The sequence below is a fragment of the Vibrio sp. 070316B genome (assembly GCF_013114115.1).
In the GTDB taxonomy this organism is placed as follows: Bacteria; Pseudomonadota; Gammaproteobacteria; order Enterobacterales; family Vibrionaceae; genus Vibrio; species Vibrio chagasii_B.
Map to the genome: position 1 here is coordinate 1 of NZ_VTYC01000054.1, position 13,684 is coordinate 13,684.

Below are 13,684 nucleotides of genomic sequence, written 5' to 3' on the forward strand. Positions count from 1 at the left end.
ACGTATAAAAGTGAAACTAAAAGGCCTGACTCCGATAGAATATCGAACTCAGGCCTTGAAAGCCGCTTAACAGAAATGTCCAACTTTACGGGGTCACTTCAAAAGTCGGCTTTTAGAAAACGATTTAATTATCAAAGCACTAAAGGTGCAGTGGTAATCACTCAATCAGGCATTATGCGCTGTATGGGTGAACCTTGATGATAGTTTCGTTACGGTCTGGACCAGTTGATACGATATCAATTGGCACACCTGTTAGGTCTTCGATACGTTTGATGTAATCAAGAGCAGCTTGTGGAAGCGCATCAATTGACTTAGCACCAAATGTGTTCTCGCTCCAACCAGGCATTGTTTCGTAGATTGGCGTCGCTTCTTCGAATGACTCAGCAGCCATTGGAGAAACTTCTAGGATAGAACCATCTTTCATCTTGTAACCAGTACAGATTTTTAGTTCTTCTAGGCCATCTAGAACGTCTAGCTTAGTTAGACACATACCAGATAGAGAGTTGATTTGGATTGCACGACGCATAGCAACAGCATCGAACCAACCAGTACGACGTAGACGACCAGTAGTTGCGCCAAACTCGTGGCCAACATCACCTAGGTGCTTACCTACTGGGTCTTGCTTATCAAGGCCATCGTATAGCTCAGTTGGGAATGGACCAGAACCAACACGAGTACAGTAAGCCTTAGTGATACCAAGGATGTAACCGATGTGACGAGGACCGAAACCAGAACCTGCAGCAACACCACCAGCAGTAGTATTAGAAGACGTTACGTATGGGTAAGTACCGTGGTCGATATCTAGTAGCGTACCTTGAGCACCTTCGAACATGATCTTGTCGCCGCGCTTACGTGCTGCGTCTAGTTCGTCAGTTACGTCGATAACCATTGAAGTTAGTAGATCTGCGTAACCCATGCACTGCTCAAGTACATCTTCGTAGCTTACTGTTTCAGCTTTGTAGAAGTGCTCTAGTTGGAAGTTATGGAATTCCATTACTTCTTTTAGTTTTTCAGCGAACATTTCTTTATCGAAAAGGTCACCAACGCGTAGACCGCGACGAGCAACTTTATCTTCGTAAGCTGGACCGATACCACGACCAGTTGTACCAATAGCTTTCGCGCCACGAGCGATTTCACGCGCGTTGTCGATAGCGATGTGGTAAGGAAGAATTAGAGGACAAGCTTCAGAAACGAAAAGACGCTCGCGAACTGGGATACCGCGCTCTTCAAGAGGCTTCATTTCTTTAAGAAGTGCTTCAGGCGAAAGTACAACACCGTTACCGATAACACATTTAACGTTATCGCGCAGGATGCCTGATGGAATTAAGTGAAGAACGGTTTTTTCACCGTCAATTACAAGTGTGTGACCTGCATTGTGACCGCCTTGGTAGCGAACCACGTATTTTGCATCTTCAGTTAAAAGGTCAACGATTTTACCTTTACCTTCATCACCCCATTGGGTGCCTAGAACGACTACGTTATTTCCCATCTTTCCAATTTCTGTTGCTAATTAAAAATGGATTCTAGCACTGAATCACACTTCTTGCAGTCACTTTTTGTTCATAAACGTTAACGCTGTACAAAAATAAAACAGCGATTACGAAGGGCAGATCGCTAAAGATGCTGATATCATTATATTTTTATAGATATAAGGCAGCATCATGTCTGATTCAATTTGGCTCGCAATTGGGCTTGTTCTCATCGTTGAAGGGCTTGGCCCATTAATCGCACCAAATGGCTGGAGAAATATGGTCGCTCAGCTAAGCGAGCAGCCCGATACTCAATTACGCCGCATTGGTGGCTGCCTTGTTGTCGCTGGCGCCGTGATCGCTTTTATGACACATCACTAATTCGCGTCATCGCATCCACAATAGTTCTCTGCATAGTTCCTTACCATTGCTAGCTGATAGATAGTTCGAGCAACAACTCTCCCATAGCAACTCAAGATAAGATAAAAATAGCAGAGTCCTAAAAAGCAAAAAGGCTCCCACAATGGGAGCCTTTTAAGTCTTAACGTGTCTCGTTATTGAAGGTCAGCGTTTGCTGCTTCAATAACTGATCAGCTTATTTCGCTGGAGCACCGCTCGCTTGATTCATGTATTGGAAGAAGTCTGTCTTCGGATCCAGTACTAGAATGTCACTCTTATCGCTAAATGATGACTCATAAGCTTGCAGTGAACGCATAAAGCCAAAGAACTCAGGATCTTTGTTGTATGCATCAGAGTAGATCTTCGCCGCTTCTGCATCTGCATCACCACGAGTTACTCGAGCAGTACGGTCAGCTTCAGCAAGTACTGTCGCAACTTCTAGCTCAGCTTGAGCACGGATAACTTCAGCACGCTCACGACCTTGAGAACGGTGCTTACGAGCAACCGACTCACGCTCTGCACGCATACGCTTGTAGATAGAGTCACTGATGTTGTCTGGAAGGTTGATTTTCTTCATACGGAAATCAACAATCTCAACACCTAGATCTTTCAGCGCACTTTCACGAGTATCTGCAAGTACGTTTTCCATGATCTTGTCACGCTCACCATCCACCTCTAGGGCTTCAGCAGCAGCAACTGTTGTCACTTCTTCGCTATCAGCAGAATCTGGCAGTACATCGTTATTACGAGGACCTGATACGATTTGCTTGATTTCACGAGAACCGATTTCAGAACGAAGAACGTCTGTCACTTTACGCTCAAGAAGTGCTTCTGCCGTTAGTGCGTTACCACCACCTGTTGCTAGGTAGTATTGACCGAAGTCTTGGATACGCCACTTAACGTATGAATCGATGATCACGTCTTTTTTCTCAGACGTTACGAAACGGTCAGAACGGCCGTCCATTGTTTGAATACGTGCATCAAGAGTTTTCACACGGTCGAACAATGGCAGTTTGAAGTGCAGACCTGGTTCGTGGATACGAGAGATGTCGTTAGTATCTTTCAATACACGACCGAAACGAATCACGATACCGCGCTCGCCTTCAGGAATCACGAATACTGACATCAGTAGCAAAGCTAACGTAACAACCAATACAGGGATCATTAATTTACGCATTATTAGTATCTCCCTTGACGTGAGCTATCTGAACGAGACTGAGAGCTCGACGCTGGTTCAGGTTGAGTTTCTAGTTCAATCTGATCGTAAGTCGATGGTGCCTTTGTTGAGCGAGTGCCCGACTGAGAACCACCTTGAGCACCTAGCTTATCAATTGGTAGGTACAGCAAGTTACCGCTTGATTCAGAGTCAATCAGGACTTTAGATGTGCTTGAGTACACTTTTTCCATTGTATCTAGGTACATACGGTTACGTGTTACTTCTGGAGCTGCTTGGTATTCAGGTAGCAGTTTCTCAAACTGAGCTACTTGACCTAGAGCACCATTAACTGTGCGCTCAGAGTAACCAACCGCTTCTTTCTTCAAACGCTCAGCACGACCTGTTGCTTTTGGAAGAATGTCATTTCGGTAAGCTTCAGCTTCACGTTCAAAACGCTCTTCATCCTCACGAGCCGCGATAGCATCATCAAATGCATCTTTAACTTGCTCAGGTGGACGTGCTGACTGGAAGTTCACGTCAACAATAAGAATACCCATATCGTAGCTATCGATGATACGGTTAAGCGTTTCTTGAGTGCTTTGACGAATCTGTTGACGACCACTTGTTAGGATGCTGTCCATCAGTGAGTCACCGATTACTGCACGAAGCGCAGAATCAGTCGCCTGACGTAAGCTGTCGTCCGCATTCGTTACACGATACAAATATTTGTATGGATCAGATACACGGTATTGAACACCCATCTCAACCGTAACTACGTTTTCGTCTTTCGTTAGCATGGTGCCAGAAGCACGTAGAGAACGAATCGCTTGAACGTTTACTAGCTGTTCATCACTGATTTGATCGATGAAACGTGGATGCCAGTTAAGACCAGGTTCTTCAATACGGTCGAATTGACCTAATCGAAGCACAACTGCTCTTTCTGCTTCGCCAACGGTGTAGAAACCTGCGAAGAACCAGATAGCAATAGCAATAACGGCAATGACACCAAAGCCAATTGCACCGCCACCACCAATAGATGGCCCGTTTCCGTTACCACCTTTTTTACCAAACTTGCCACCCAACTTTTGACTCAGCTTGTTAAACACTTCGTCTAGGTCTGGCGGTCCTTGATCTCGGCCACCGCGATTATTTTTATTACCCCAAGGGTCATTATCGCGGCCGTTATCGCCGTTGTTATTTCCAGGCTCATTCCACGCCATTAGAAAGCTCCATCATTTGATATGACGTTATACTGTAGCAGTCTCTGAGGTAACGATAAAGTCACCCAAGAGCGCCCCTTCTCTTTTTTCAAGTTTAGACCAATCTATCTGTTGCATTCGGATATCTATCAACAAGTTACCATTTTCATCATACTCTTCCTGTTGAATACATTTCAGCTGGAAAAATAAACTACGAATTCGGCCTTGATGTTGATGCGGAATACACAGTCGGTATTGAACCATTTGACTCGCTAAACGCTCAGTTAAAGCTTCAAACAGCAGTTCAATACCTTCGCCTTCCATCGCAGAAACCCAAACAGCGCGTGGTGCGCCCTCTTCGTCTCTATCAATGCGAGGTTTTTGGTCTTCCATGCAGTCAATCTTGTTCATGACTACAAGGGTTGGCACTTCATGAGCATCGATTTCTTCTAATACATCATGAACAGCCTGAATGTTCTCACGAAAGCGGTCATCACTGGCATCAACAACATGTAACAAAATGTCAGCTTCCTGCGTCTCTTGTAACGTAGCCTTGAACGCAGCGACCAAGTCGTGTGGTAGATGACGGATAAAACCTACGGTATCTGCGAGAATCGCAGGCCCGACATCTGACAAATCAATCTTACGTAGTGTTGGGTCTAGTGTTGCAAACAGTTGGTCTGCCGCATAAACACCGGCACTAGTGATTCGATTGAAAAGCGTTGATTTCCCCGCGTTGGTATAACCAACTAAAGAAACGGTTGGGATCTCAGCTCGATTACGAGCACGTCGTCCTTGTTCACGTTGCTTAGCTACCTTAGCTAAACGACGTAATATTGCCTTTATACGGTCACGCAACAAACGTCGATCGGTTTCCAGTTGAGTTTCACCTGGACCACGAAGACCAATACCACCTTTCTGCCTTTCAAGGTGAGTCCAACCACGAATCAATCGGGTAGAGATATGACGAAGCTGAGCGAGCTCAACTTGTAGCTTACCTTCATGAGTTCGCGCACGTTGTGCAAAGATATCTAAGATCAAACCCGTGCGATCAATCACACGACATTTACACAATTGCTCGAGGTTTCGCTCTTGGGCAGGAGAGAGGGAGTGGTTAAAAATCACAATTTCAGCACCGGTCAGCTGAACAGCTTGTGCGATTTCTAGGGCTTTACCTTCTCCGACATAGTATTTAGGGAGTGGGGATTGGCGGCTACCAGTAATCACTTGTAGCGTTTCTACCCCCGCAGAGGAGACCAGCATTTCGCATTCGCTTAGGTCTTCCCATTCTCCCTCATGCGTGAAGTTGATATGAACAAGTACGGCTCGCTCACCGGATTCATAACGGTCAAACAAGCAACCAACTCCTTATCACAGCATTTGCTGTGTTAATTGAACGATTAATCTTCTGTCTTCTCAGCACGATCAGATGGAGCACGTTGCTCGCCGCTGTGGTGACTTACTGCACGAGCAGGAACCACAGTAGAAATCGCATGCTTATAAACCATTTGGTTTACAGTGTTCTTCAGCAAGATCACGAATTGATCGAAAGACTCGATCTGACCTTGCAGCTTAATGCCGTTTACAAGGTAGATTGAGACTGGAATGCGCTCACGGCGGAGTGCATTTAGGAATGGGTCTTGTAGCGATTGCCCCTTAGCCATTTTATTTTCCTTATTTTGTATTTTGTTGTAATTATTTAGCTAGTGGTGCACAAAAAGGTGCGGCCTTTGCATCTGAGCTAAATGAATAAAAAAACTCCGTTGTTATTGAAAGGCTGTGATTTTTAAAAGCCTCAATAACGGATCCTTTCCAGAGTATATTCACGCAAAAGCGATCACATTATACACAGCAATACTAATCAGATGCTATTGCATCTGAAAGAGTTTCTAATGCTTGATCAATGTTTTCGCTATCCAACCAAGTTAAATCATCCCAACTGCGCAACCAGGTGATCTGTCGCTTGGCCAACTGACGGGTTGCACAGACACCACGGAAAACCGCTTCGTCTAAATCACAATTACCGTCTAAATAATCCCACATCTGCCTATAACCAACGCATCGGATCGATGGCAATTCAGGGTGAAGATCTTCTCTGGCGTACAGCGCCTTCATCTCTTCTTCAAATCCTGCTTCGATCATCTTCTCGAAACGCAGCTCAATGCGGCGATGGAGTTCTTTCCTTTCCTTGGGAGCTATTGCAAATTGTTTTACACGAAATGGCAGGCTATCGCCTTTCGTTTGAGTTAGCTCTGTTAATGTTTTACCCGAAATTCGATAAACTTCCAATGCCCTTGAAAGCCTTTGTGGATCATTTGGGTGTATTCTTTCAGCGGATACGGGATCAATCTCTCTTAATTGATCATGTAATGCTTGCCAACCTTGCTCAATAGATTCCGCTTCAATCTGCTTACGAATCTCGGGATCCGCAGCCGGTAGTGGCGATAAACCTTCCAACAACGCTTTGTAGTAAAGCATAGTGCCGCCCACCAAAAGAGGGATCTTGCCTTGGGCAACGATCTCGTTCATCTCTTTCAGTGCATCACGACGAAAATCTGCCGCAGAGTACGCTTCGCTTGGATCAAGAATATCAATCAAGCGGTGAGGCGCGAGCGCAAGCTCTTCTGCATCCGGTTTAGCGGTGCCAATATCCATGTCTTTGTAGATAAGTGCCGAGTCGACGCTGATGATCTCTACTGGGTATTTCTGACGTAAGCGGATAGCTAAATCTGTTTTTCCTGATGCCGTTGGGCCCATTAAAAACAACGCTAAAGGTAATTTTTCAGTCATGATAGTTAGTATTTGTTTCTCAGTTATAGCGCTTTGTAGCAAAGGGCTTTTGTCACGAGGGGTTCGCTTTAAAAAAGGTCCCATCGTAAAAAATAAAATCACACACAGCCTAAGCCGTAAATAAGCTTAATTTACCAATAAACTAAGCCATAAATGCCGCAATAGTCGCCGAAAAGTCGATAGGATTAACAAACTCAGGATCATCTAATGGAAGTAGACCATGCCAAAGTTGTTCAAGTTCCCCAACTAATTGAACCGCTTCAGATAAAGTGTAGTCGCTTTTTACTTGTGCGGTTTGAATCCCGATCCAGTTAACCAAAGCTGGCAACATGTCATCAGGTTGCTTCACTGTACTCTGGGCATTTATTGAAGCCGCGTACGATAACAGATCTGGGATCAGAATTTGTAAGTTTTGCTGCCTTAATGGAGAAGGAACCCCCATCACCATAATGGCTTCACTATTTCGAACCTTAAGCTCGATACCAAGACGAGCCAGTGGTTGGTTTAATGTCTTCGCTACCTCAACCAATCCACTGCCAATTTTAAGCGATAAAGGCACCAGTAATGGCTGGCTTTTTAAGGCTCCGCTTCGTGTATCCAGCTGGCCAATAACGCGCAGTAATTCCGCTTTAGCCAAGGAGACCAACACGCAACCATTCTTATTGCCCATCATCAGGTACTGACGCTCGACAATCGAGACCGCCTTACCTAATTCAGTGACTGGTGTTCTTGGCTTCGACTGAGACAACTTCTGTTGAGGCAACTCAGTATCGCTTGGCGCTGTTTGCGTCACCGGCTGTTGAGCATCTGATGGCTCCACCGTTTGGCGCTCAAAATCTGGCGTTTTCAACAGCTCTTTGTAAGCGCTAACCTCACGCTTCGAAGGTGCAGGTTCGGCGTGGTGTTGATGTGACTCTTTCTCTTTCTTCGGAGCAGGTCGTGATTCTATCCACTCTTGACGAGGCGAACCGGTAAAACTGGTTTCACGAGCAGACGAGTTTCGGTTAGCAGGTGAGCCCAAATTACTTGGAGAGGCTCTGCTTGAAGAACCTCTATTCGACGCTGAACTATAGCGCTGACGACCATCATTAACGCTATGTTGAGGCTGATTATAAACTTGCTCAGATTCTGCTTTTCTCGGATAGGCTGGAGTCTGCTCAATCGCATGTCGCACTCTTTCAGAAACCTGCGATTGTTCCGAATGAGCTGGGACATTGCTTTCTGGAGCGCTAAAGTTCGTCATCTCTTCCGCTTCAGGCACAGAACTATCTTGTTGATAGTTAGGGGCTTCTGATTGATGGAAAGCAGATTGATTAATAGGCGCCACATTGATTTGCTTACTTTGTGCTAGACCATCACTCAATGCCTGATAGATGAAGTCATGCACCAGACGCGCTTGATGGAAGCGCACTTCATGTTTAGCAGGGTGAACATTCACATCGACTTGATGCGGATCCAATTCAATGAAGAGTACATAAGTTGCAAATTGGTCTGGGCGCAAGCTAGTTTCGTAGCTTTGACGAATCGCGTGATTGATCAGTTTGTCACGCATCATGCGACCATTCACATAACAGTATTGTAAGTCGCTTTGCTGTCTTGCCCCTTCTGGCGTAGTGATCCAGCCATGAAGTTTCAATCCTTGGTGCTCAAGCTCTATCTTAAGCATATGACGAACAAATGGATTACCACATACCGCAGCAATTCGTTTTTCGGCTTGAACCTCTGTCTTAGCAGCGCGGTACTGACGAATCATCTTGCCGTTATGACGAAGATTGATCGTCACATCAAAGCGACTTAATGCGATGCGCTTAAGCAGCTCATCAATATGAGTGAATTCGGTTTTTTCAGTACGTAAGAATTTTCGGCGTGCCGGGGTATTGAAAAACAGATCCAACACTTCAACCGAGGTGCCAATTGGATGCGCGGCAGGCTGAAGCTTTACCTGCATGTCTCGGCCTTCACTGTGCGCTGCCCAAGCTTGATCTTGGGTGGCAGGGCGTGAAGTCATGGTTAAGCGCGCTACTGAGCTGATACTCGCTAGCGCTTCACCACGGAAACCTAGGCTGACGATCGCCTCAAGGTCATCAAGAGTATGGATTTTAGAGGTAGCGTGGCGACTTAGTGCGAGAGCCAGTTCATCTTTTACGATGCCCTTACCGTTATCCCGAACACGGATCATCTTAGCGCCGCCTTTCTCGATATCAATATCGATACGTGTCGCGCCGGAATCCAAACTGTTCTCAACCAGCTCTTTTACAACAGAGGCTGGCCTTTCTACCACTTCACCCGCTGCGATTTGGTTCGCTAAGCGAGCTGGCAGTATTTTGATCGTCATATTTATAGCTACCTTACTGCCATTCATAGAAGCCCTTCCGAGTTTAGAAGGTACTTCTATGTTAGTTAAACTCGATTATTTATGAGGAATAATCAGCACTTGTCCAATCGCCAGTTCATCAGAGCGGAGCTTATTCGCTTGGCGAATGCTGTTCACACTCACACCGTACTTCGCGGCAATCTTGCCCAAGTAATCACCTCTTGCGACTTTATGTTTGCGCAGAGGAACATCTTTAACCTCAACCGTAATACGTAACTTTTGACCCACTCTCACCGTTTCTGATTTTAGACGGTTCTCACGTTTAATATCAGCCACAGATACTTTATAACGGCTAGCGATCTTACCTAAGTATTCTCCAGACTTAACCGTGTGAGTGATAGTCTTAGTTTTTACCGCACTGCTTGATGATGAGCTTGAAGCACCGCCTGGGATCTTGAGCACTTGGCCTATTGCTAGGCTGCTTGACTTCAGGTTGTTGTATTTCATCAATGCTTGTGTCGAGGTGCCGTACTTACTCGCAATCACCGATAATGACTCACCACGAGACACCTTGTGCTGGCTAACACTACCTGTTGATGATGTTGCATTCGACAAGATAATCCCTTCTGGCGGGTTCGCTTTCAGGTACTTGACCACAGCTTTAGTCACGGCACGTGCAAGCTTATCTTGGTGCGAACGTTGGAAAAGTAACTTCTCTTCCGTTGGGTTTGAAATAAAGCCCGTTTCTACCAATACTGATGGGATCTGCGGTGAGCGCAATACTGCCAAGCTCGTATTAATCGGCTTACTGTTGTGCAGTTTAGCCACTTTACCCATTTCAGACAGAATCGCTGTTGCCAGTTTATAGCCCTCTTTTTGAGAGTGGCTAAATTGCAAGTCCAACAAGGTTTGGTTTACGTTCTTATCATCAATATTGCTAGTGAAAGCAGCGCCGCTGCCCCCCAACAATTCTGATTGCTTCTCTTTATTTTCAATCCAACGGGAGATTTCTGTATTCGCACGTCGAGTGTTCAGTACAAACACCGAGCCACCTCGTGGTTGAGGTGTGGTAAAGGCATCCGCGTGAATAGAGATCAATAGGTGTGCTTCATTTTCACGAGCGATAGCAACACGTCGATTGAGGTTTACGAAGTAGTCAGCATTACGAGTCATGCGAGTTTTGATACCCGGAACCGCATTCAATTGAGCAGCTAACTTCTTTGAAATACTCAGCGTCGCATCTTTTTCATATTTACGACTTGGACCAATCGAACCAGGGTCTTCACCACCATGGCCAGGATCAATCACGATCAAAATATCTTTCTGACGCTTAACCTGGTTGATGTCTTTACTTACCGTTGGCTTACTTGGCTTTGTAGCTGGCTTACTCTTGCTCACTGCACCATGAGGCAGATCGATCACCAATCGGTGCCCGTATTGACCGCCCGGTGTTGGGCTCAACTTAAAGAGTTCAGCTTTAGAAGATTTCTTCAATTCGAAAACTAAGCGATAGGTTCCCTTCTGTGGGGGAGAGCTTTTACGAACTTTAGACAGTACTGGGCTGTCTTTCACCACCACCGGTAGCTTAGTAGCCAATTCGGTATTTTTTAAATCGACAACCAAGCGGCTCGGGCTACTCAGTGTGAAATAGCTAAAGTCGACCTCAGATTTAAGATCGATAACCACACGCGTTTCTTCAGGAGAAGGCCAAACCCTCAAACCTTTTAGTGAATTCGCAGAAACCAGTGATGAAAATAGTAAGGAGAAAACAGCAGCCATTATGGCTACTGTTGGAAAAAGGCGTCTAGAAATCAACATAACTCCAACTGACTAAGTAAGCGCTGTCCGTATTCACTATTAGCGGTTAAAGAAACAATACGGTGATCGTCTTGGTAACGAATATCAATATCCATGTCCGCTTCTGGTAGCAGTCCTTGGCCTTTCTCTGGCCATTCAACCAAACAGATCGCGTCAGGCGTAAAGTAATCACGAATCCCCATAAACTCGAGTTCTTCAGGATCGGCTAGGCGGTAAAGATCAAAGTGATATACCTGCCAATCTGCAAGTTGATAAGGTTCAACTAGAGTATACGTTGGGCTCTTTACATTTCCTCGATGACCAAGTGCTTTTACAAAGCCGCGACTAAACGTCGTTTTACCTGCGCCAAGATCACCATGCAGATAAATCGTTGTCTGCTGTGAGCAAAGATTAGAAAGCTCCGTTCCTAGTTGAATCGTTGCTTGTTCATCTTTCAAAGTAAATTGTTTAGTGCTCATGAATACGTTCTCTAAAAATCGATCGTTGACTATATAAAAATCAAAAGAACAAGAATAGTAAACCGTGATGCTTTTGGGAGACAAGCACTCAAGTGTAAGTTCTATGAAAAATACTGTTCAAAACACGTCTGTTCTGGTCAACACCACTAAGATCCGTTAAGATCCGCCCCCATTTTTGCCGAACCGAATTTTAGTTATCCTTATCTCTATAAGAATGAAGCCATGAATCTAGACCATCTTGCTGAAAAAATTAAAATTTGGGGAAAAGAGCTAGGCTTTCAAAAAGTTGGCATCTGCGATGTTGATCTCAGTGAACATGAAGCCCCTCTTCAAGCATGGCTAGATGCAGGTCATCACGGCGAAATGGATTGGATGGCCCGTCATGGCATGATGCGCGCACGTCCTAATGAACTTCACCCAGGAACCATTCGAGTGATCAGTGCCCGAATGAACTACCTACCACCAGAAGCTCAATTTGCCTCAAACCTCAGTGATACCACTCAAGGTTACATCAGCCGTTATTCTTTAGGCCGCGATTATCACAAATTGTTCCGTAACCAATTGAAAAAGCTGGGGCAAAAAATTGAAAAAGAGGTCGAAGGTTTAGACTCTCGTCCTTTCGTCGATTCGGCGCCTATTTTAGAAAGACCACTAGCTCAAAAAGCAGGGCTAGGCTGGACAGGCAAACACTCACTCATTCTCGATAAAGACGCAGGCTCTTGGTTCTTCTTAGGAGAGCTACTGGTTAACATCCCTCTTCCAACGGATGAGCCGAGTGTTGACGAATGTGGCAAATGCACCGCATGTATCACCTCCTGCCCAACTGGCGCCATTATTGCTGATGGTGTGGTTGATGCTCGCAAATGTATTTCATATTTAACGATTGAATACGATGGCGTAATCCCAGAAGAGTTCAGAGAAGCAATTGGGAACCGAATCTATGGTTGTGATGACTGCCAATTGGTCTGCCCATGGAATCGTCATGCTGATATCACTGAACAAAAAGACTTCCACCGTAGAGAAGATTTTAAAGAAGCTGACCTCGTTTTACTCGCAAGCTGGGATGAAGCGACCTTCTTAAAGAAAATGGAAGGTTCAGCGATTAGACGCATTGGCCATACCCAATGGTTACGCAATATCTATGTTGCTATGGGTAATGCGCCATTCCAACAACGTATTGTTGAAACGTTAGAGTCTCACCGAGGTAATAACGACCTGTTAGATGTTCATATCGAGTGGGCTTTAGAAAAACAATTACAGCAATTGCCGAGCATTATTGAGGTTCAAAAAGGTAACAGCAAAGTCGCAACTAAAAAGCACCGGCTGATACGCATCGTTGAGAAAGGACTACCAAGAGATGCTTAGCCCTATATATGCCAATGCATGACAAGCTAGCTCTTACTAACAGTCCAATATTTAAGACAACTCGTTGCACATAATTTTAGAACAATGTTTGACCTTGTTCTCAATTTTGACAATGTGGAAAAAATTCAGAACTCTCGTAAACTTCCGACACCTGCGCAAAGTTAAACACAGTACCGATAAATGATTAAGATCAAAAAACAACAAGTTAACGATCTTTAGCTTAACTCCACAGATACACCTAAACCCATAAAAAACAACAAGTTACGAACATAAGAATTCAACTAATATATTGAAAATAAGAAAGATCTTTTTGAGATATATAAAGAATTAAGCCTGAAATAACTTTATCAACCAAGTTATCCACATCTAACTATTTGTGGATAAGTCTGTTTATAGATGTGAAAAACCTCAAGTATCTGCTTCAGAGACCTGATGTTTACTAGCATTCCAGTTGCTAAGAAAAATTTAAGACAAAAAAATATCCACCATGATGGAGGATTATTTGCTTTTTTGGGGGATTATGCTTCGCAGCATTAAAGAAAGAGCGTGACCTTTGTGGTCGCCTTTAAACACTGAGGTTTAAAGTACTTATTAGCTTTTTTAGAAGAAAGCTGGAGCGATACATCGGGTTCGAACCGATGACCTCAACCTTGGCAAGGTTGCGCTCTACCAACTGAGCTAGTATCGCATAAGTTAACCGCTATCGCGTTTAACTG

Annotated in this window: 12 protein-coding genes and 1 tRNA gene; 3 read left to right on the forward strand and 10 right to left on the reverse strand. The window is 44.7% G+C overall.

Going from position 1 to position 13,684, the window contains the following annotated elements; genetic code table 11:
• On the forward strand, nt 1–70 hold a 70-nt coding region (locus F0251_RS24740), incomplete at its 5' end, for an IS3 family transposase (protein WP_367613550.1).
• Nucleotides 71–172: 102 nt separating this feature from the next.
• On the opposite strand, the gene F0251_RS23755 is transcribed toward F0251_RS24740, so the two are convergent.
• The gene (locus tag F0251_RS23755) at nt 173–1,489 is read right to left on the reverse strand and encodes an adenylosuccinate synthase (protein ID WP_061034268.1); all 1,317 of its coding nucleotides are present in this window, start codon (nt 1,487–1,489) and stop codon (nt 173–175) included.
• Nucleotides 1,490–1,661: 172 nt separating this feature from the next.
• Between F0251_RS23755 and F0251_RS23760 the strand changes: the two genes are divergently transcribed.
• On the forward strand, nt 1,662–1,850 hold the full coding sequence (locus F0251_RS23760) for a DUF2065 domain-containing protein (protein ID WP_004741286.1): 189 nt from the start codon (nt 1,662–1,664) through the stop codon (nt 1,848–1,850).
• A 214-nt stretch (nt 1,851–2,064) separates the two neighbouring features.
• Here the strand turns inward: F0251_RS23760 and hflC are convergent, their stop codons facing one another.
• From hflC to tsaE, 8 genes are all read right to left on the reverse strand, one after another.
• Nucleotides 2,065–3,045: a protease modulator HflC gene (hflC, locus tag F0251_RS23765; protein WP_008223939.1), complete on the reverse strand. Its 981-nt coding sequence runs from the start codon at nt 3,043–3,045 to the stop codon at nt 2,065–2,067.
• Nucleotides 3,046–3,047: 2 nt separating this feature from the next.
• Entirely contained in the window at nt 3,048–4,244 is a 1,197-nt protein-coding gene (gene hflK, locus F0251_RS23770) for an FtsH protease activity modulator HflK (protein WP_008223941.1), read from the reverse strand.
• Between the two features lie 27 nt (nt 4,245–4,271).
• Entirely contained in the window at nt 4,272–5,579 is a 1,308-nt protein-coding gene (hflX, locus tag F0251_RS23775) for a ribosome rescue GTPase HflX (protein WP_061034267.1), read from the reverse strand.
• 44 nt (nt 5,580–5,623) lie between these two features.
• Entirely contained in the window at nt 5,624–5,887 is a 264-nt protein-coding gene (gene hfq / locus F0251_RS23780) for an RNA chaperone Hfq (RefSeq protein WP_004741290.1), read from the reverse strand.
• A 193-nt stretch (nt 5,888–6,080) separates the two neighbouring features.
• Entirely contained in the window at nt 6,081–7,013 is a 933-nt protein-coding gene (miaA, locus tag F0251_RS23785; protein WP_004741291.1) for a tRNA (adenosine(37)-N6)-dimethylallyltransferase MiaA, read from the reverse strand.
• A gap of 142 nt (nt 7,014–7,155) precedes the next feature.
• On the reverse strand, nt 7,156–9,348 hold the full coding sequence (mutL, locus tag F0251_RS23790; protein WP_171731953.1) for a DNA mismatch repair endonuclease MutL: 2,193 nt from the start codon (nt 9,346–9,348) through the stop codon (nt 7,156–7,158).
• A 75-nt stretch (nt 9,349–9,423) separates the two neighbouring features.
• Nucleotides 9,424–11,145, reverse strand: coding sequence for an N-acetylmuramoyl-L-alanine amidase (locus F0251_RS23795; protein ID WP_061034264.1), 1,722 nt, complete (start codon nt 11,143–11,145; stop codon nt 9,424–9,426).
• Nucleotides 11,139–11,603, reverse strand: a complete 465-nt coding sequence (tsaE, locus tag F0251_RS23800) for a tRNA (adenosine(37)-N6)-threonylcarbamoyltransferase complex ATPase subunit type 1 TsaE (protein WP_061034263.1) — start codon at nt 11,601–11,603, stop codon at nt 11,139–11,141. Before tsaE ends, F0251_RS23795 begins: the two co-directional genes overlap by 7 nt.
• A gap of 222 nt (nt 11,604–11,825) precedes the next feature.
• Here tsaE and queG point away from each other — a divergent pair, with 222 nt between their 5' ends.
• Nucleotides 11,826–12,968, forward strand: a complete 1,143-nt coding sequence (gene queG, locus F0251_RS23805) for a tRNA epoxyqueuosine(34) reductase QueG (RefSeq protein ID WP_116869741.1) — start codon at nt 11,826–11,828, stop codon at nt 12,966–12,968.
• Between the two features lie 612 nt (nt 12,969–13,580).
• On the opposite strand, the gene F0251_RS23810 is transcribed toward queG, so the two are convergent.
• Nucleotides 13,581–13,656, reverse strand: a tRNA-Gly gene (locus F0251_RS23810).
• Nucleotides 13,657–13,684 lie beyond the last annotated feature (28 nt).

Bases quoted from the DNA above. Each gene is read 5' to 3' on its own strand.
- F0251_RS23755 (WP_061034268.1), bottom strand. From the start codon at position 1,489: ATGGGAAATAACGTAGTCGTTCTAGGCACCCAATGGGGTGATGAAGGT.
- F0251_RS23760 (WP_004741286.1), top strand. From the start codon at position 1,662: ATGTCTGATTCAATTTGGCTCGCAATTGGGCTTGTTCTCATCGTTGAA.
- hflC (WP_008223939.1), bottom strand. From the start codon at position 3,045: ATGCGTAAATTAATGATCCCTGTATTGGTTGTTACGTTAGCTTTGCTA.
- hflK (WP_008223941.1), bottom strand. From the start codon at position 4,244: ATGGCGTGGAATGAGCCTGGAAATAACAACGGCGATAACGGCCGCGAT.
- hfq (WP_004741290.1), bottom strand. From the start codon at position 5,887: ATGGCTAAGGGGCAATCGCTACAAGACCCATTCCTAAATGCACTCCGC.
- miaA (WP_004741291.1), bottom strand. From the start codon at position 7,013: ATGACTGAAAAATTACCTTTAGCGTTGTTTTTAATGGGCCCAACGGCA.
- mutL (WP_171731953.1), bottom strand. From the start codon at position 9,348: ATGACGATCAAAATACTGCCAGCTCGCTTAGCGAACCAAATCGCAGCG.
- F0251_RS23795 (WP_061034264.1), bottom strand. From the start codon at position 11,145: ATGTTGATTTCTAGACGCCTTTTTCCAACAGTAGCCATAATGGCTGCT.
- tsaE (WP_061034263.1), bottom strand. From the start codon at position 11,603: ATGAGCACTAAACAATTTACTTTGAAAGATGAACAAGCAACGATTCAA.
- queG (WP_116869741.1), top strand. From the start codon at position 11,826: ATGAATCTAGACCATCTTGCTGAAAAAATTAAAATTTGGGGAAAAGAG.